Genomic DNA, 17,914 nt, shown 5'->3' on the forward strand with positions numbered 1-17,914 from the left:
CGGTGCGGCATCCTTGTTTAAGGGACTAACAGACGATGCGCGTGCCTACTGCTTGCTGTCGCATCAGATTTAACAGATCTTGCGGGTGTTGCCAGCCCGCGACGGTGATACTTCGTCGCAGTGCCTGAGCGGTGTCTAAAGCGGCATCCAGTTTTACTTTCATGCCACCTTTGATAATACCCTGGGTGACTAATTCTGCCGCCTGAGCTCCGTTAAGCTCACTAATAAGCTTACCTTCGCCATCTAAAATACCCGGTACGTCGGTCAGCAACACCAGTTGCCCCTGTACCAGCTGACAAATAGCGGCAGCAGCTAAATCGGCATTAACATTTAATAATTGCCCTTGCTCGCCGTGGCCAATTGAGCTGAATACCGGCGTAAAGCCGGCAGACAATAAATTTTGTAATAAGCTGCCGTCTTGCGGTTTAGCCAAGCCAACTGCACCCAGTTTAGTATTTAATTCAAAGCGGCAGCTGTTACCGGCAGACAGCGTTAAACCGACCGGTTTTAAGCCCTGCAGTGCCGAACGCGCCACCATATGCGCATTGACCGCGCCGGCTAAGGCACCGGCGATCACCGGCATTTGTTCGGCCGGTGATATACGCTGGCCATCCAGTTTTTCAGTGTGAAAACCAAACTTTGCCAGCCATTGATCAACCTGGTCGCCGCCGCCGTGTACCAGCACCAGCGGATACTGTTGCTTTAATTCGGCGCAAACTGCCAGTAAAGCATCCAGCGCTTTGTCATCTTGCAGCAACCGGCCACCCATTTTCAGTACCAGAGGAGTATTATTCATGGCTCACTCCAGCAAATAGTCCTGCGGTTTCCGGCTTGCCAAAGCGCACATTTGCCGCCTGCATCGCCTGCGCTGCCGCACCTTTTAATAAATTATCAATCGCCGACACCACTACCAGTTGTTCACCATCCTGCTGCCAGTGAATGTCGCAATACGGCGTACCGGCGACATCAGCCACATTCGGCGAATGCGCAACTAACCGCGCTAACGGTTTACCGCTATAGGCGTTAGTGAAGGCAGCACTTACCTGCTCAGCTGTAACGCCTGCTTTTAGCGTTACTACGCTGGTGGCCAGAATACCGCGCTTAAAGTTACCTAAATGTGGTATAAATACCACTTTTCGGCCAAGGTTTTGCTCTATTTCCGGCCGGTGGCGGTGTTTAAAAAAGCCATAAGCATTTAAGCCGACTTCACAAAATGAGGTGCTAAGCGCGGCCTTACGGCCTGCACCGGAAACACCGCTGGTAGCGTTGATTACAGGAATACAGTTATCTGCCACCAAACCGGCTTTAATCAACGGCAACAGCGCTAAAGTACAGGCGGTTGGATAACAGCCAGGCACAGAAATTAACCGCGGTAATGGCGTGCTCTGCCATTCCATTAAGGAATAAACCGCTTCCGCTAACAGCTCAGGATGCTGATGCTCATAACCATAATACTGCGGATACAGCTGTGGCTGCTTTAACCGGAAAGCACCGGATAAATCCACCACATCGATACCTTGCGCTAGCAATAGCGGCGTTACGGCTTCGCTGGCTTCATGCGGCAGAGCTAAAAAAGCCACATCAATTTTACCGTTTAAGCCTGTAGCCAGCTCATCCGTCCATGGTTGAACCATAATATCCAACTGCTGTTTATAACGCGGATACAAAGAAGAAAACGGCTCTGCACTGCGCCCGGCAGAAGCATAGGCACCACACAGTTCAAAATAGGGATTGCGCGCTAAAATCACTGCCAGTTCAGCACCGCTATAACCGGCAGCACCTAATACAATGCTGCGTACTAAAGAAGAAGATTTGTCAGTTGATAACATCGGATACGGCTCTCGAACAGTAAATAACGTATAGGTATAGCACGAAACAGCCGCTAGTGTAGAACGGTCGCCATGCAGTTTCAAGAATTATTATTCTGTTTTTGTGAATTTTTATACAAAACAGTTCATGGTAATAATGTCTAAACAGCAACATCTACCCTGTTACGGCCATTTTGCTTTGCCCGGTACAACGCACTGTCAGAACGTGACAATAACTTATCATAGTGCGCTTCTCCGGCAAACTCAGCAATGCCCATACTCACTGTAATACGCAGGTTTGCTGCAAAAACTGCACAGTCAATCTGCATAATCGCCTGGCGCATACGTTCGCAAATATCCTGCGCCACCTTTACTGTGGTATTAGGCAGCAATATGGCAAACTCTTCCCCACCCCAACGCGCTACGGTATCGTCAGCCCGGCATTGGCTGCTAATTTCAGCGGCCACCAGCTTGAGTATTTCATCGCCAATACTGTGGCTGTAACTGTCGTTTACCTGTTTAAAATGATCGATATCCAACAGTACCAGGCAAAGTGGCAAATTATTACGCCGTGAGCGCGCGCACTCACGCGCCAGTGCTTCATCAAACGCCCGCCGGTTCGCCAGCCCCGTTAACGCATCACGCCGAGCCTGCTGTTCAAATTTTTCGGCCTGGCGTTTTAATTGTACCAGCAGCGCAGAGCGCTCCTGATCTATCGCTTTTAAATGATCGGCCTGCTGCTGTAATTCAACGGTTTTTTCCGCTACCTGCCAACGTAATAATTCCTCACGCCGGCGCAATACATTCAGCCGTAAGCGCAACATTACCAGGCCCAGTACCGTTACTAAACCAGCAATCCCCAGCCAGAAACCCGGCCTTTGCCAGATGTAAGGGAAAATGGTAAAACTTAAGCTGGCTTCGTGTTCACTCCATCCCCCTTGCGGATAAGCTGCACTCACTAAAAAGCGGTATTCACCTGGTGGCAGATTGGTGTATTCAGCTATGTTTTGTGAACCCCGCTCCACCCAGTCAGAATCAAACCCCTGCAATCTGGTACGATATTGAATACGCTGCGGCATAACAAAACCCAAACCGGCAAAAGCAAACTCCAGCCGGTTAACCCCCGCAGCTAACTGAATTGAAGAGGTTAACTGCCTTTCAGTGCCATTAACTTTCAGGCTTTCGATCACTATCGGCGGAATATTTGCCGCAAAGCGTTTTAACACCTGAGGCTGCACCATACTGGCGCCTTTGGAGGTAGCAAACCAGACAGCACCATCCTGTGCCAATGTAGCGGCGGGCATAGAACCTCCATTGGCCTGAGCACTTTGCATGCCATCACCTTCACCAAATAACTCATAGTCAAGTTGATGCCGCTCACCACTTAGTACTGCAGCAATATGCTCTCGTTCCAGCCGTAGTATGCCCCTGTTACTGCTGATCCATAGGTGCTGTTGTCTGTCGATCACCACCTGAAATAACTTATCAAACGGCAAACCGACATTTCGGCCCAACATTTTTAACTCGCCGCTGCTCAATGAGTAGTGAACCAGGCCGCGGTCGGTTGTCATCCAAATAGCATCAGCACCGGTATCCAATGCAAAACCAAAAGCGTATTCCGCCCCGTCCAGATTGCTGAAATCAACCGGCATTATGCTGCCATCTGGCTGCATAATAGCCACACCAGCCCCGGTACCAATAAACAACCTGCCATCGCTGTGCTGGTACAACGCCATAATAAACGGTGCCGGTAATCCCTCTTTGGTGGTAAAGTTTTTGATGCCGTCAGTGCCGACATAGTTAAGCCCCTGCGCTGTTCCTACCCAGAGCCCGCCGTCTTTTGCCGCTAACAGCGCACGGATTTCATTCGCCAACAAACCACTTTGCCGATCCAGCCGCCGGACAATTTTACCGTCCTGCCACAGCAGCACGCCGTCGGTGTAGGTACCAATCCACACCGAGCCATCTGTAGCCTCGGCCAGGCTTAATACCGACTGGCCGCGGCTGGCAGCAGACAAATCGAGTGTTTTTAGCTGCCGCCCGGCCAACCGGCTAACGCCCTGGCTGCTGCCAATCCAAACTGAGCCATCGCTGTGCGCCATTACACTGCGCACATAGTCACCGGCAAGCCCAAGTTCGGCGGTGTAAGTAATAAAAGGTGCGTCACGTAAACGGAATAAACCACCGTTAGTGCCTACCCACACGCTTTGCTCGCGATCCAGATACAACGATAAAATACGGTTATTTGGCAAGCCACCGGCGATAGTTAGTTGCTCCAGCCCCAATTCACTGTAACGCAGCAAACCACGGTCGGTAGTGCCAATCCAGATTTGTTCATTGCTTAACAACAATGATGAAACCGGTAAATCGGCTAAGGCATCATCGAGCAATGCACTTTGACCATTTTGCCAACTGAATAAACCACGCTCGGTTCCTGCCAACACTTTGTCGTTATACTGAGCTAACACAAATACCGGCACGGCAGGCAGATCTTTTACTACCACTATTTGCGGCTCTGGCTGTGTTGTATCCAGCCAGGCCAGACCACGGCCGGACCCCATCCACAGCCGGCCATTACTATCAACCATTAAGCTGTGTACAACATTACTGGGTAAACCATCAGCCTGGGTATATTGCTTGCGGCTGCCATCCGGTGCCTGGCGGAACAAACCTTCCCCCTCGCTGGCCAGCCAGAACATGCCGTGCTTGTCTTCAACTACGGCATTTAGTAAAACATTAAACGCTGGCCAGCTTTGCCAGCTGTTATCCACACGCCGGGTAAAACCGCCGCGCGCCCCCACTACCAACAGGTTGCCCGCATTATCTTTACGCAGCGCTCTGATACCGGAATCAGGCAGGCCTGTCAGCGGCCCACGGCCTAAAATACTAAACTCCCTGCCATTAAAGCGGGCAATACCTTCCCAGGTGGCTATCCAAAGATAACCGTCTTCGCTTTGGCTGATACTGTTTATGGTGTTGTGCGGCAGGCCGTCGCTGGTGGTCCAGCTTTCCTGAAAATAATTGCTTAATTTGGCCGGGCTGGCACTGGCAAAAAGGCTTGCGCAGCTGCACAACAACATCAGCAGTGCCAGCCAGCTATGGCGCATTAATGAGTGTCTGGCAACACAGCGCCAGCTGAGAACTTCAGACATTACTACTCATCCCTGTTCATTAAGCAATTGCTAAAGCAATAATGCTGCTCAGGTTACCCCAATTTTCAGATGGCGCCAACCCGGCAACAGTCCATTTGTTAATGAAAAAAGCCCGCTTAATCACGGGCACAGGTGTGTCAGAGCAGGTTAAACAGCCGTTTGTGGCCTTACTCCCAGTAGATGGCAAATAGCGTAACTCAGTTCGCTGCGATTAAGCGTATAAAAATGGAAGTGATCCACGCCTTCACGGCTTAACACTTTCACCATTTCCATGGCAATATTCGCCGCCACCAAGTTACGGGTGGTGGCGTCGTTTTCCAGGCCCTCATAGGCTTTATGCATCCAATTCGGCACCGCGACGTTAGTCAGAGCAGCAAATTTTTTCAGTTGCTGAAAATTAGTTACCGGTAAAATACCCGGCACAATGTCAACATCAATGCCGATTGCCGCACAGCGATCGCGATAACGCAAAAATTTCTCACTATCAAAGAAAAACTGTGTAATAGCACGCGAGGCACCAGCTTCAACTTTGCGCTTTAAATTCAGCAAGTCAAACTGCGTATTAGGCGCTTCCGGGTGCACTTCAGGGTATGCAGCTACCGAGATATCAAAGTCGGCCACTGAGCGCAGTATTTCTACCAAATCTGCTGCATATAAATCTGGCTTTGACATACTGCCGGGCGGTAAATCACCGCGCAGTGCTACGATATGGCGAATACCGTTTTGCCAATAGTCTTTGGCAATAGCAATTAAATCATCCTTAGTAGCATCGACACAGGTTAAATGCGGTGCCGCAATTAAGCCGGTGCGCTGTTTAATCGACTTAATAATATCGTGGGTACGGTCACGCTCACCAGAATTAGCGCCATAGGTTACCGACACAAAAGACGGCGCCAGCGGCGCCAGCCGTTCAATCGACTGCCACAGGGTTTGTTCCATTTGTGGCGTTTTCGGCGGGAAAAACTCAAAACTGACGTTAACCTTGCCTTCCACATCCTGCAAGTTACGGTTAATTGCGTCTAAATATTGTGCATTTGCAAATGCCATAACGATTCCCTTTCTGTTACGTCAGTAAGGCCGGCGCAGTGGCCCTGCCAATAAGTTGATTACTCAGCACGGCCAGATCGGCATGCAAACCACCGGCAGTGACTACCCTGCCAGCACCCGGGCCTTTTAATACCAGCGGGTTAGCATTGTACCAGCCAGAGCGGATAACAAAGACGTTATCGCAAGGTGCTATCGCTGCCAGTGCATGTTGCTGACTAACCTGTTGCAATGACACACTGGCGCTCACTTTGCCAGGCTCCAACGATAAAACAGCCACATAACGCAACACCTCGCCCTGAGCTTGTGCCTTAGCAAACACTGCTGAAAGCTCTGTATCAAGGACACCACGCTTCGCCCAGAAATCCTGCCAGTTGCCGTGCTGCAGCCCCTCAGGTAATAAGGGCTGCAATTTAATGTCGTCCAGCTCCAGTGTTACACCCAGCTCGCGTGCCAGTACCAGTAACTTGCGCTGTACATCTTTACCGGATAAATCATCGCGCGGGTCCGGCTCGGTTAACCCGGCTTGCTGCGCTTCGAGCACAAAATCTGAAAACGGTTTGCTGCCATCATACTGACACAACAACCACGACAGGGTGCCGGAGAAAATACCGCTGACCTGCGCTATTTGATCGCCGGCACTTATTAATTCCTGCAAGGTACGCTGCACCGGTATACCGGCGCCGCAGGTGGTGTTGCTCAGCCATTGTCGCTGATGCTGTGCCAGTGCCTGTTTAATTTGCTGATACTCAACACCTGGCAAGGTTACGCCCTGTTTATTGGCGCTGATAATATCGCAACCTGCAGCAATAAACCCAGGGTATAAACGGGCAAAGTCACCACTGGGGGTAATATCTACCAGCACTTTAGGCGCCGGCAAGGCCTGCAAATAAGCAGTTAATTGCTCTGCATGCCAACTGTCACCCGCCGCCAGTGCCGTTTGCCAGTCCGTCGGCGGTATCTTGTCAGCCAGCACGGCACGGCGAGAGTTCAGTACAGCGGCCAAATTCAGTTCAAGCCTAGCGGCAAAGCGTTGCTGTTGCATTGCCAGCATAGAGAGAAACTCAGCACCAACATTGCCAGTACCGGCCACCACCAGTTGTAACACTGGCTTTTGCAAAATTAACTGTTGATGCAACTGCTGTAATACCGCAGACGACAAGGGCTCAGCCAACAACCAAATTAGTTGCTGGGCATTTTCATAGCGATGCGATACTGCATGTTGCTGCAGCAGTTGGTCAGCCGGTGTAGCCTGCTCTGCCTGATCGGCTTTTAGCCATGCCACGGCGTAGTATTGCTGTGTATCCCATACTGCATGTACGTTTAATTCTGCCAGCCAGGCCAGTGCCAGCTCTGCGCAGGCTGCAGGTAACAACCAGCACAGGTTGTCGCCTTGTTGTGGCAGTGCAATTACCGGCTGCTGCAGCTCTAACGCCAGCCTATCTGCAGTAACGGCCGTGTCCTGATGCAGTGTTAATAAGGTCACGTCATTCAGTTCAGTAATAAAACCCTGCTGCGCAGCGCCAGGCTGTGTATTGCCTGGCTGCGCCACGCAACAGCCATCTTGTGCAGGCTCATAGCTGCTGCGTACCTGCAATACGGTGTCGGTGCCGGTTAATGGGGCTAAAGTGCGGGCATGTAACACCGGGTTACCCAGCTGTGCCAACTGGCATGCCTGCTGCCAGCTCACCTGTTTATAAGGTATGGCACTGGCAACTTTGCGCGGATCGGCGCTATAAATAGCTTTAACATCAGTCCAGATCGTTACTTCACCGGCCTGCACCAGCGCACCTAACAAAGTGGCAGAATAATCGCTGCCATTGCGGCCCAGTGTAATGCTGCGGCTTTTGTCGTCACGGGCGATATAACCGGTAACAATATGAATACAGTCTGGCTGTGTATATTCAGCCAGTAATTCTGCTGACGCTGTCCAATCTGGCTGATGTTGCTTTAAACGCAGAAAATCACGGGCATCTAACGCAGTAGCATTAAGCCCGCGCTGCTTTAGTAGTTCACTTAATAATAAAGCCGATAAGCGCTCACCAATTGCCAGCACATCATTTACCCGTTGCTGCGCCAGTGCCTGCGGTACATCAGCTAACCAGTGTTGCAATTGGGTCTGCACTACTGTGGCCGCCTCTGCGGCTAGTGTTTCGGCCACCAATTGGTTTAGCTGTTGCTGCAAGCTGGCCAGAGCCTGATCGCGGGCTGCGGTGTCATCAGCACACGCAATAATATGCAGTAAAGCATCGGTAGTATCGCCGGGTGCAGACACCACTACCCAAAGTGCCAGATGCAGATTTTGCAGCTGCAGAATATCGGCGACAGCACTAAAACGCTGCGCACTGGCTAAGCTGCTACCGCCAAATTTATGTACCTGAGCTGCCGGACTAAATTGCTGTTTCACTTCAATTTGCATTATGTATTACCAAAAGCATGTCTTACCAAAAAGCGCTGAGTGCCGGGTTAAGCCGGAACTGCTGCTGTTGCTGTTCATTCTGTTGCTTTAACCTGTCAGTCTGCTGGTTAAGTTGTTGCTGATGGTTCTGCTGATTATGTTGCGCCACAGCGTTAAAGGCCTGTTGTAGATCGGCCAGTAAATCATCAACGTTTTCAATACCTACCGACAGACGGATTAACGTTGCGCCGATACCGGCAGTTCTCTGTGCGGCGGCATCCATTGATGCATGCGTCATCGTTCCCGGATGGCACACCAGACTTTCAATACCCCCCAATGACTGGGCTAGGGTAAATAAACGCAGGGCAGAGAAAAACACCGGCAGTAAGGCTTCGTCAGCGGCCAAATCAAAACTGCACATCGCACCAAAGCCGCTTTGCTGAGCTTTAGCAATAGCGTGACCCGGATGCTGCGGCAGCCCAGGGTAATACACTTTAGCCACCAGTGGCTGCTTTGCCAGAAAATCGACTACCCGTGCAGTATTATCCTGCTGCAAACGCAACCGTGGTTCCAATGTACGCAGACCGCGCAGCGTCATATAGCTGTCGAAGGGGGCGCCGGTAATACCCAGGCAGTTGGCCCACCACTTTAATTCATCACCCAGTTGCTGCGATTTTGCAATCAATACACCACCGACAATGTCGCTGTGACCGTTAATATATTTGGTGGTGGAATGCACTACAATATCGGCACCCAGCGCCAGAGGTTGCTGCAATACCGGCGATAAAAAGGTGTTATCCACCACCACCAGTGCTTGTAATACTTTGGCTAAATCACATACTGCGCGCACATCAGTAATTTGCAATAACGGGTTAGACGGCGTTTCCAGCCAGATCATTTTCGGTTTAACAGCCCGGATTTGCTCTGCCCAGCCAGTTTGTTGAAAATTTACCACCAGCAGGTTAAAAGCCCGCTTACGCTGTGCCAGGTTAACAAACAACCGGTAACTACCGCCGTAGCAGTCATGCGGGATCACCAGCGTATCATCCGGAGTCAGCAGTTGCAGTGCCAGCAAGCAGGCAGACATGCCGGTGCTGGTCACTATGGCTTTTACCCCACCTTCGAGCTCAGCCAGCGTTTCGGCCAGTAAATCCCGCGTCGGGTTATTCGAGCGTGAATAATCGTACGGGCCGGGTTGTTTAAAAGCTTTTAATTCATAAGTTGAGGTTAAATACAGCGGTGGTGTAACCGCTGCATGAGCAGAGTCCTGAGCGATACCGGCCCGGGCAGCGATAGTCGCGGCGTGGCGCTTTGACATGGGAAACCTCATTTAGATGTTTAGACGTCTAAAAGTATAATGATAGAAATAAAGATGTCAAACCATTTAGCCGTCTATAATCATTATTTGTTGTACACTATTTGACTGCGCGGCATAACAAGATAGAATTTCGCCACTTGCGTAAAGCAATACAACATAATGACTAATACAAGGTAACCATATGGCTAAGTGGAATGGGGAATATATTCACCCGTACGCGGAACACGGTAAAAAATCAGAACTCGTAAAAAAAATCACCGTATCTATTCCGCTGAACGTATTAAAAGTGCTGACAGATGAGCGCACCCGCCGCCAGGTAAACAACCTGCGACATGCAACCAACAGTGAATTATTATGCGAAGCGTTTCTGCATGCATTTACCGGCCAGCCACTGCCAGCCGATGAAGATTTACGTAAAGACAACCCGCACCAGATCCCAACAGAAGTACGGCAGATCTTAACCAGCATGGGCAAACCCATCCCGGTTATTATTGAAGCTGACAGCGACGAAGAATAACAAATAAAACACCCGCCAGTTGGCGGGTGTTTTATTTCTGCAGCATGTTAACTGCGCTGGTTAGCTATGGCAGTTAACGATAGCAATTAACTATAGTAGTGATCCGGCAACGGTAACCTTGCCACCCCAGATGCAACCGCAGCTTGCGCAACCGCCAGAGCGACACGCGGCAACAGGCGCGGATCCATAGGTTTGGGAATAATATAGGTTTTACCAAAACTAAGCTGGTCAACCTTAGCGGCAGTTAACACTTCCGGCGGCACAGCCTCTTTCGCAATAGCCCGAATCGCATTTACCGCCGCCAGCTTCATTTCATCGTTAATAACACTGGCGCGTACATCTAAAGCACCACGGAAAATAAACGGAAAACACAGCACGTTATTTACCTGGTTCGGATAATCTGAACGGCCGGTAGCCATAATAATATCGTCGCGCATCGCATGGGCCAGCTCAGGCTTAATTTCCGGATCCGGATTCGAGCAGGCAAAAATAACAGGCTTGTCGGCCATCAGCTTCAACGCCTCTGGCGGCAATACGTCCGGGCCAGATACCCCGACAAATACATCAGCACCGTTTAATGCATCTTCTAATGTGCGTTTATCAGTATTGTTGGCAAACAGCAGCTTGTACTGGTTTAGGTCATCACGGCGGGTGTGAATAACACCTTTAGTATCCAGCATATAAATATGTTCGCGCTGTGCACCGCATTTAATCAGCAGTTCCATACAGGCAATAGCTGCTGCGCCGGCGCCCATACAGACAATAATCGCGTTTTTTATATCTTTACCCTGAATTTCCAGTGCGTTTAACATGCCAGCAGCTGTCACAATAGCAGTACCGTGCTGATCGTCATGAAATACCGGAATTTTACAGCGTTTAATCAGCTCTTTTTCAATTTCAAAGCACTCCGGCGCTTTGATATCCTCAAGGTTTATGCCGCCAAAGGTGTCGGCAATATTGGCGACGGTATTAATAAACTCTTCTGTGGTGCGGTGTGTTACTTCAATATCAATCGAATCAAGGTTAGCAAAACGCTTAAACAGCAGTGCCTTACCTTCCATTACCGGCTTCGAGGCCATAGGCCCTAAATTACCCAGGCCTAAAATAGCCGTGCCATTAGTTATTACAGCCACCAAATTGCCTTTGGCGGTGTACTTGTACACATTGTCGATATCAGCGGCTATTTCGCGTACCGGCTCAGCCACACCGGGGCTGTAGGCCAGAGCCAGATCAGTAACGGTTTCGGCCGGTTTGCTGATCTCAATACTGATTTTGCCGGGTTTGGGTTCTGCGTGGTAACGCAGTGCTTGTTCTCTGAAATCTGACATCTGTTTATCCTGCCGTTTGTTGTAGGGCTTAGCGTAAAGTTATTGTTATACAGTTACGTCTGAGGGAGGCTTATTCTAAAGAGCTGCCAGCGGTAAGAGAACCCTAATCAGTCTGATCGTACCAGCGCAAAATGGTTTCTCTGGCTATACCACTTTAGTCGCACCCCGTAGTTGTTATAACAATTACGACAGCCAAACGACATTTCTTTTAGCAATATTGAATATAAATTCCTCATCTGACACAAATTGCAGGCACAAAAAAAGCACCCGCAGGTGCTTTTTTCTGTTTTGCTGTAACAGAACCGATTAACGGTTGCCCAGTACAGAGAAACGTTTTTTGAAGCGATCTACACGGCCGCCTACGTCTAACACTTTTTGCTTACCGGTATAAAACGGGTGGCAAGCTGAGCAAACGTCCAGGTGGATGTCTTTGCACAGTGCTGATTTAGTTTTGAATGCATTACCGCAAGTACAAGTTGCAGTAATCTCTTTATATTCTGGGTGAATACCTGGCTTCATGGGTTACCTCGTTAGGCCGTATCGCTATCTGGTCAAATTTGTTGCCAGACACCATACGTAATTACAGTTAATTAAGGGCGCGTAGCTTAATAGATAGCCACAAAAGTTGCAACAGCTTATGCACCGGTGCAATAAATTTTGTTTTACTTGGCATTTAACCGGGCTGTCCTTACACTTGAAGGCTGCTTTTTAACAGGACCCTGTTGTGACTGTAGTACGCGTGGCTCTGCCGGTGCCGCTAAGACAACACTTTGACTACCTTATTGCCTCTGATCAACCCTGTCAGATTGGCTGTCGTGTACTTGTGCCTTTTGGAAACCGCCAGTTGGTAGGCATTATCTGGCAACTTGCACCCGACGATGGCTTTGACGCTGGCAAACTAAAAACCGTACTGCAACTGCTCGACACCACGCCGGTGCTGCCACCGTTACTGTGCCAGTTGCTAAGCTTTGCGGCTGAATATTACCATTACCCGCTTGGTGAAGTGTTAATCAGCGCCCTGCCCGCTTTGCTGCGCGAAGGCCGTAACTTAACAGACTACCAACCTAAAGCCTATCGCCTTACCACTGCAGGCCAGCAGCTAAGTAGTACAGCATTAAAGCGCTCGGCCAAACAAAGTGCGCTGTGGCAGGCGCTGCAAAGCCATCAATTAACTGAGTCAGTGCTGTTGCAGCAACATAGCCGCGCCACCTTAAAGCAGTTACAGGATAAACAGCTGGCAGAGGAACTTATAGTGCCGCCGGTGCCTTTTACTGCACCGCTAAAACCCGCGACAGGCCTTAAACTTACCAGCGCCCAGGCATTGGCGGTTACAGCAGTTGACCAGGCCTGCGGCCGCTTTGAACGCTTATTGCTCGAAGGTGTTACCGGCTCGGGGAAAACTGAAGTGTACCTGCAAAGTATTGCCGGTTTGCTTAATCAGCAACAGCAGGTGCTGGTGATAGTGCCGGAAATTGGCTTAACGCCGCAGACACTGGCACGGTTTCAGGCGCGGTTTGATGTCCCGGTGCTATGCTGGCACTCTGCACTTAGCGATAGCGAGCGCTTACATTGCTGGTTACAGGCCAACACCGGCGCCGCGGCCATAATTATCGGCACCCGTTCAGCATTGTTTTTACCCTTTTTCCGCCTGGGGCTGATTATTATTGATGAAGAGCATGATCAATCATTAAAACAGCAGGACGGCTTTCGCTATCACGCCCGCGATTTAGCCATTAAGCGCGCGGCGCTGCAGCACTGCCCTATTCTGCTGGGCTCTGCTACCCCCAGCCTGGAAAGTCTGCACAACGCACTGAATAAACGTTTTATTCACTTACCACTGCCGGACCGCGCAGCAGGCCAAGCCCTACCGGTGTTTGAACTGGTCGATTTAAAACAGCAGGTATTGCAGTTTGGCCTGGCCAGCCAAACACTGGCACAGATAAAAAAACAATTAGATTTAGGCCTGCAGGTGATGTTGTTTTTAAACCGGCGCGGCTTTGCCCCGGCACTAAGCTGCCAGGAATGCGGCTGGCTAACCGAGTGCCATCGCTGCAGCGCTTTTACTACCTACCATAAACAAAGCCGCCAGCTAGTGTGCCACCATTGTGGCGCCAGCAAAGCTGTGCCGCGCCAGTGCGGCAGTTGCGGCAGCACCCAGCTAAAACCGCTGGGCCAGGGCACAGAACAATTAGAAGAAAACCTGCAGCAGCTGTTTGCCGGTGTGGCCATTACCCGGCTTGACCGCGACAGCACACGCCGCAAAGGCGCGCTGCACCAGGCACTGGACGATATTCATCAAAGCGGTGCCAGGCTGATTGTCGGCACCCAGATGCTGGCCAAGGGACATCATTTTCCTAACGTCAGCCTGGTGGTGATTGTTGACGTTGACGGCGCGCTGTACAGCAGCGATTTTCGTGCCCCCGAACAACTGGCGCAGTTACTTACGCAAGTAGCTGGCCGCGCAGGCCGTGGCAGCAGTGGCGGTAAAGTGCTGCTGCAAACCCATTACCCGGAACATGTTTTACTGCAGGATATTATTAATAACGGTTATGCGTCTTTTGCCCGCAGTGCGCTGAAAGAGCGCGAGCAAACCCGTTTGCCGCCCTTTCAGCATCTGGCACTGTTTCGTGCCGAGGCGCATCAGTCTGATCTTTGCCAGCAGTGGCTGCAGCAACTGGCCGACTACAGCCGTCAGTTTAGCGGCTTACAACTACTGGGGCCTATACCAGCACCGCTGGAGCGCCGGGCCGGTAAATACCGCTGGCAATTACAGTTGTACAGCACAGGCAGGCCACAGCTGCACAGTGCGCTGGATAATATGCTGCAACAGCTGCACAGCTGGCCATTAAGCCGCAAAGTAAAATGGCAACTGGACGTTGACCCCACCGATCTTACCTGAAGCCGCACTGTTGTTTCTTTTTCTGCTTAACCTAGTAGAATAGCGCCAAGCCCCCGAAGTTTGAGCAAATTACCTGACCTTATGCCACAAAAAGATTACGTCAAAGCCAGCCGGCCTAAAGCCAAAACCGCCAGCCGCCGTCCGGCCAGAGCTAACAGTAAAGCCGCCGCGCCAAAAAAACCCTGGTTGTTAATTCTGGTTACCCTCACACTGGTCAGTGGTTTTATTTATTTTCTCTGGTACTTAAATCAACAACCCGCTGCACCGGTAACGCCGGTGGCTAAAAAACAGCAAGCTGTAAAAAAAGATGAGTTGCCGGCCAAACCTACTGAAGAGCCATACCAGTACATTAAAGAACTGGAAAACAAAGAAGTGATTGTAGAGGTGCCGGTACAGCAGAAATCTAACGGCCCTTATCAGATGCAGTGCGGCTCGTTCCGCCAGGAGCAACAGGCTGAAGCGATGAAAGCACAGATCGCCTTTGTTGGTTTTGCCTCTACCGTGCGCCGAACTGAAGGCACTAATGGCGTTTGGTTTCGGGTGGTATTAGGCCCTTATGAATCTAAGCGCAAGGCCACTTCAGACATGAACCGCTTGCGCCAGCAAAATATCAATACCTGCCGCGTCTGGAACTGGACTTGAAAAGCGCCCGGCGCAACCACACTTAAGCCTTAAGTTAATCACGCCACAGGGCTTATTCATGACCACTATTGTTTCTGTTCGCCGCGATGGCCACGTTGCCATCGGCGGTGACGGCCAGGTTTCGCTTGGCAACACCGTAATGAAGGGCAACGCCCGCAAAGTTCGCCGTTTGTACAACAACAAAGTTATTGCCGGTTTTGCCGGCGGCACAGCCGATGCCTTTACCTTATTTGAACGCTTTGAAGCCAAACTTGAAGTGCATCAGGGCCATTTAATGCGCGCCGCGGTTGAACTGGCCAAAGACTGGCGCACTGATCGCATGCTGCGCAAGCTTGAAGCACTGCTTGCTGTAGCCGATGCCAATACCTCACTGATTATTACCGGTAACGGTGACGTAGTGCAGCCCGAGCATGACCTTATCGCCATTGGCAGCGGCGGCCCGTATGCGCAAGCGGCAGCTACTGCGCTGCTACAAAATACCCAGTTAAGTGCGCGCGATATTGTTGAGAAAAGTCTGACTATTGCCGGTGATATCTGTGTTTACACCAATCACCACCAGACCATTGAAGAATTATAAGCAGGTATTTTATGTCTGATATGACCCCAAGAGAAATTGTGCACGAACTGGACCGCCACATTATCGGCCAGAATAAAGCCAAACGCGCAGTAGCTATAGCCCTGCGTAACCGCTGGCGCCGTATGCAGCTGGAACCGGCACTGCGCCAGGAAGTTACGCCGAAAAACATTCTGATGATAGGCCCCACTGGTGTAGGTAAAACTGAAATTGCCCGCCGTCTGGCCAAACTGGCCAATGCCCCCTTTATTAAAGTAGAAGCCACCAAATTTACTGAAGTAGGCTATGTTGGCAAAGAGGTAGAAAGCATTATCCGCGATCTGGCCGACAGTGCGGTAAAAATGTTCCGCGAGCAGGCGATTGAGAAAAACCGCTTTCGTGCTGAAGAAGCCGCTGAAGAGCGTATTTTAGATGTACTGCTGCCACCGGCCCGCGACAGCTGGAGCGATGCCGATAACAAACCTGCAGCAGACAGCAATACCCGCCAGGTATTTCGCAAAAAACTGCGCGAAGGCCAGTTAGACGATAAAGAAATTGAACTGGAACTATCGCAAGGCCCTATCGGTGTTGAAATTATGGCACCGCCAGGTATGGAAGAAATGACTTCGCAACTGCAAAGCATGTTTCAAAGCCTGGGCAGTGAGAAAAAGAAAAAGCGTAAACTGAAAATCAAAGATGCTTTTAAACAACTGATCGAAGAAGAAGCCGCCAAACTGGTGAACCCGGAAGAGCTAAAGGCACAGGCGCTGGAAGCTGTAGAGCAAAACGGCATAGTATTTCTTGATGAAATTGACAAGATATGTAAGCGCGGTGAAACCAGCGGGCCAGACGTTTCGCGCGAAGGCGTACAACGCGATTTACTGCCGCTTATTGAAGGCTGTACCGTCAATACCAAACACGGCATGGTAAAAACCGACCATATTCTGTTTATTGCCTCAGGCGCATTTCAGATGAGCAAACCATCAGATTTAGTGCCGGAATTACAAGGCCGCCTGCCGATCCGGGTAGAACTGGAAGCCTTAAGTGCTGCTGATTTTGAGCGCATACTAACAGAGCCTAAAGCCTCACTGACCGAGCAGTCTATTGCGATGCTGGCCACCGAAGGCGTTAAGCTGAGTTTTGATGCTGAAGGTATTAAAAGCCTGGCTGCAGCGGCATGGCAGGTAAACGAAACCACTGAAAACATCGGTGCCCGCCGCCTGTACACCGTAATGGAGCGGCTGCTGGAAGAGATCTCCTATGACGCTGCCGACCACGCCGGTGAACATATTGAGGTTGACGCCGCTTATGTTGAAAAGCATCTGGGCGCCCTGGTAAAAGACGACGACTTAAGCCGGTTTATTCTGTAACGATGGCCAACACAGAGCACAGCGCACAAACTACTCAGCTGCAGGTTAGCCGCCTGCACTACCACCGCCAAAGCCGGACACTGAACATCACGTTCAGCGATAGCACTGTGGCGGGTTTTAGTGCAGAGTTTTTGCGCGTGTTCTCGCCATCGGCTGAAGTACGTGGCCACGGCAAGCCCAAGCTGGTAAGTAATAAAAAATTGGTTAACATCAGCAAGCTGCAGCCGGTTGGCCATTATGCGGTAAAGCTGGTGTTTGACGATGGCCACGACAGCGGCATCTACAGCTGGCAATATCTTAAACAGCTCGGTGAGCAGCAAACCGAGCTATGGCAACAGTATCTGGCACAACTGGATCAGGCCAACGCCAACCGCGACGGTTTAATTGCCGTTAATGTGCGTTATTAGCCAGATTAGCATTCCCACTTACCGCTATCAGAAACAAAAGCAAATGCGACATAAGGCTGCTAAACAGCAAGTTGGCTGCGAACACGGCCAGTAGAGCTAAGTTTACTTATATACTCCTACAAGCTGTTAAGCTGATACTTCAATGCTCTCTTTCTGCTCTGCCCAGTTTAACAGCGCGTCCAAAGCAGGGCATAATGCCTGCCCCCAGGCAGTCAACCGGTACTCAACCTTAGGTGGCACCTGCGGGTATACCTTGCGCTGCACAATGCCATCGGCTTCAAGCTTTCTCAGCTGCTGAGCCAGCATCTTTTGCGAAATATCAGGAATAAGTTTCTCAAAATCAGAATAACGCTGCACTTTTCCGTCGAACAAATGAAACAGGATCACCAGCTTCCAGCGCCCTTCCAGAAATTTAATTGCTTCAAGCGTTTCAGCCGCAGCGCTAGCAGGCGTATAAATCTTTCTCATAGGTATGTCA

The 17,914-nt window shown here is 50.5% G+C and carries 15 protein-coding genes; 6 read left to right on the forward strand and 9 right to left on the reverse strand.

Annotated features, from left to right (window positions below):
- Positions 1-25: 25 nt before the first annotated feature.
- The 6 genes from argB to metB all read right to left on the reverse strand — a co-directional run bounded on the left by argB (position 26) and on the right by metB (position 9,720).
- Positions 26-796, reverse strand: coding sequence for an acetylglutamate kinase (argB, locus tag MJX74_RS17325; RefSeq protein ID WP_240224282.1), 771 nt, complete (start codon positions 794-796; stop codon positions 26-28).
- Positions 789-1,829, reverse strand: coding sequence for an N-acetyl-gamma-glutamyl-phosphate reductase (argC, locus tag MJX74_RS17330; protein ID WP_240224283.1), 1,041 nt, complete (start codon positions 1,827-1,829; stop codon positions 789-791). Before argC ends, argB begins: the two co-directional genes overlap by 8 nt.
- 140 nt (positions 1,830-1,969) lie before the next feature.
- Positions 1,970-4,960: a diguanylate cyclase gene (locus MJX74_RS17335; RefSeq protein ID WP_240224284.1), complete on the reverse strand. Its 2,991-nt coding sequence runs from the start codon at positions 4,958-4,960 to the stop codon at positions 1,970-1,972.
- Between the two features lie 147 nt (positions 4,961-5,107).
- The gene (gene metF, locus MJX74_RS17340; RefSeq protein WP_240224285.1) at positions 5,108-6,007 is read right to left on the reverse strand and encodes a methylenetetrahydrofolate reductase; all 900 of its coding nucleotides are present in this window, start codon (positions 6,005-6,007) and stop codon (positions 5,108-5,110) included.
- A 16-nt stretch (positions 6,008-6,023) separates the two neighbouring features.
- Positions 6,024-8,423: a bifunctional aspartate kinase/homoserine dehydrogenase II gene (gene metL, locus MJX74_RS17345; RefSeq protein ID WP_240224286.1), complete on the reverse strand. Its 2,400-nt coding sequence runs from the start codon at positions 8,421-8,423 to the stop codon at positions 6,024-6,026.
- Between the two features lie 22 nt (positions 8,424-8,445).
- Positions 8,446-9,720 carry a cystathionine gamma-synthase gene (gene metB / locus MJX74_RS17350; RefSeq protein WP_240224287.1) on the reverse strand — a complete coding sequence of 425 codons (1,275 nt, stop codon included), beginning with the start codon at positions 9,718-9,720 and terminating at the stop codon, positions 8,446-8,448.
- 181 nt (positions 9,721-9,901) lie between these two features.
- On the opposite strand from metB, the gene metJ reads away from it, so the two are divergent.
- The gene (gene metJ / locus MJX74_RS17355) at positions 9,902-10,237 is read left to right on the forward strand and encodes a met regulon transcriptional regulator MetJ (protein WP_027670223.1); all 336 of its coding nucleotides are present in this window, start codon (positions 9,902-9,904) and stop codon (positions 10,235-10,237) included.
- A gap of 86 nt (positions 10,238-10,323) precedes the next feature.
- Here the strand turns inward: metJ and MJX74_RS17360 are convergent, their stop codons facing one another.
- Positions 10,324-11,565 (reverse strand): malic enzyme-like NAD(P)-binding protein, encoded by a 1,242-nt coding sequence (locus tag MJX74_RS17360; RefSeq protein WP_240224288.1) that lies wholly within the window; start codon positions 11,563-11,565, stop codon positions 10,324-10,326.
- A 306-nt stretch (positions 11,566-11,871) separates the two neighbouring features.
- Complete coding sequence (gene rpmE / locus MJX74_RS17365) at positions 11,872-12,084, reverse strand: 50S ribosomal protein L31 (protein ID WP_027670299.1); 213 nt, start codon at positions 12,082-12,084, stop codon at positions 11,872-11,874.
- A gap of 205 nt (positions 12,085-12,289) precedes the next feature.
- On the opposite strand from rpmE, the gene priA reads away from it, so the two are divergent.
- From priA to MJX74_RS17390, 5 genes are read left to right on the forward strand one after another with little or no spacing between them, the layout of a single operon-like run.
- Positions 12,290-14,464 carry a primosomal protein N' gene (gene priA / locus MJX74_RS17370; protein ID WP_240224289.1) on the forward strand — a complete coding sequence of 725 codons (2,175 nt, stop codon included), beginning with the start codon at positions 12,290-12,292 and terminating at the stop codon, positions 14,462-14,464.
- Positions 14,465-14,524: 60 nt separating this feature from the next.
- On the forward strand, positions 14,525-15,106 hold the full coding sequence (locus MJX74_RS17375) for an SPOR domain-containing protein (protein ID WP_240224290.1): 582 nt from the start codon (positions 14,525-14,527) through the stop codon (positions 15,104-15,106).
- Positions 15,107-15,164: 58 nt separating this feature from the next.
- A complete protein-coding gene (gene hslV / locus MJX74_RS17380; protein WP_068232917.1) occupies positions 15,165-15,683 on the forward strand; it encodes an ATP-dependent protease subunit HslV in 519 nt (172 codons plus the stop codon).
- An 11-nt stretch (positions 15,684-15,694) separates the two neighbouring features.
- Positions 15,695-17,029 carry an HslU--HslV peptidase ATPase subunit gene (hslU, locus tag MJX74_RS17385; RefSeq protein WP_240224291.1) on the forward strand — a complete coding sequence of 445 codons (1,335 nt, stop codon included), beginning with the start codon at positions 15,695-15,697 and terminating at the stop codon, positions 17,027-17,029.
- Positions 17,030-17,031: 2 nt separating this feature from the next.
- Complete coding sequence (locus MJX74_RS17390) at positions 17,032-17,436, forward strand: gamma-butyrobetaine hydroxylase family protein (protein WP_240224292.1); 405 nt, start codon at positions 17,032-17,034, stop codon at positions 17,434-17,436.
- A gap of 126 nt (positions 17,437-17,562) precedes the next feature.
- Here the strand turns inward: MJX74_RS17390 and MJX74_RS17395 are convergent, their stop codons facing one another.
- On the reverse strand, positions 17,563-17,904 hold the full coding sequence (locus MJX74_RS17395) for a winged helix-turn-helix transcriptional regulator (protein ID WP_240224293.1): 342 nt from the start codon (positions 17,902-17,904) through the stop codon (positions 17,563-17,565).
- Positions 17,905-17,914: the final 10 nt, after the last annotated feature.

The sequence above is a fragment of the Rheinheimera hassiensis genome (genome assembly GCF_022436675.1).
In the GTDB taxonomy this organism is placed as follows: domain Bacteria; phylum Pseudomonadota; class Gammaproteobacteria; order Enterobacterales; family Alteromonadaceae; genus Alishewanella; species Alishewanella hassiensis.

Coding starts and splice junctions, on each gene's coding strand:
- metJ (WP_027670223.1), top strand. CDS start 9,902: ATGGCTAAGTGGAATGGGGAATATATTCACCCGTACGCGGAACACGGT.
- MJX74_RS17335 (WP_240224284.1), bottom strand. CDS start 4,960: ATGTCTGAAGTTCTCAGCTGGCGCTGTGTTGCCAGACACTCATTAATG.
- hslV (WP_068232917.1), top strand. CDS start 15,165: ATGACCACTATTGTTTCTGTTCGCCGCGATGGCCACGTTGCCATCGGC.
- metB (WP_240224287.1), bottom strand. CDS start 9,720: ATGTCAAAGCGCCACGCCGCGACTATCGCTGCCCGGGCCGGTATCGCT.
- argC (WP_240224283.1), bottom strand. CDS start 1,829: ATGTTATCAACTGACAAATCTTCTTCTTTAGTACGCAGCATTGTATTA.
- MJX74_RS17390 (WP_240224292.1), top strand. CDS start 17,032: ATGGCCAACACAGAGCACAGCGCACAAACTACTCAGCTGCAGGTTAGC.
- argB (WP_240224282.1), bottom strand. CDS start 796: ATGAATAATACTCCTCTGGTACTGAAAATGGGTGGCCGGTTGCTGCAA.
- MJX74_RS17395 (WP_240224293.1), bottom strand. CDS start 17,904: ATGAGAAAGATTTATACGCCTGCTAGCGCTGCGGCTGAAACGCTTGAA.
- metF (WP_240224285.1), bottom strand. CDS start 6,007: ATGGCATTTGCAAATGCACAATATTTAGACGCAATTAACCGTAACTTG.
- MJX74_RS17360 (WP_240224288.1), bottom strand. CDS start 11,565: ATGTCAGATTTCAGAGAACAAGCACTGCGTTACCACGCAGAACCCAAA.
- hslU (WP_240224291.1), top strand. CDS start 15,695: ATGTCTGATATGACCCCAAGAGAAATTGTGCACGAACTGGACCGCCAC.
- metL (WP_240224286.1), bottom strand. CDS start 8,423: ATGCAAATTGAAGTGAAACAGCAATTTAGTCCGGCAGCTCAGGTACAT.
- rpmE (WP_027670299.1), bottom strand. CDS start 12,084: ATGAAGCCAGGTATTCACCCAGAATATAAAGAGATTACTGCAACTTGT.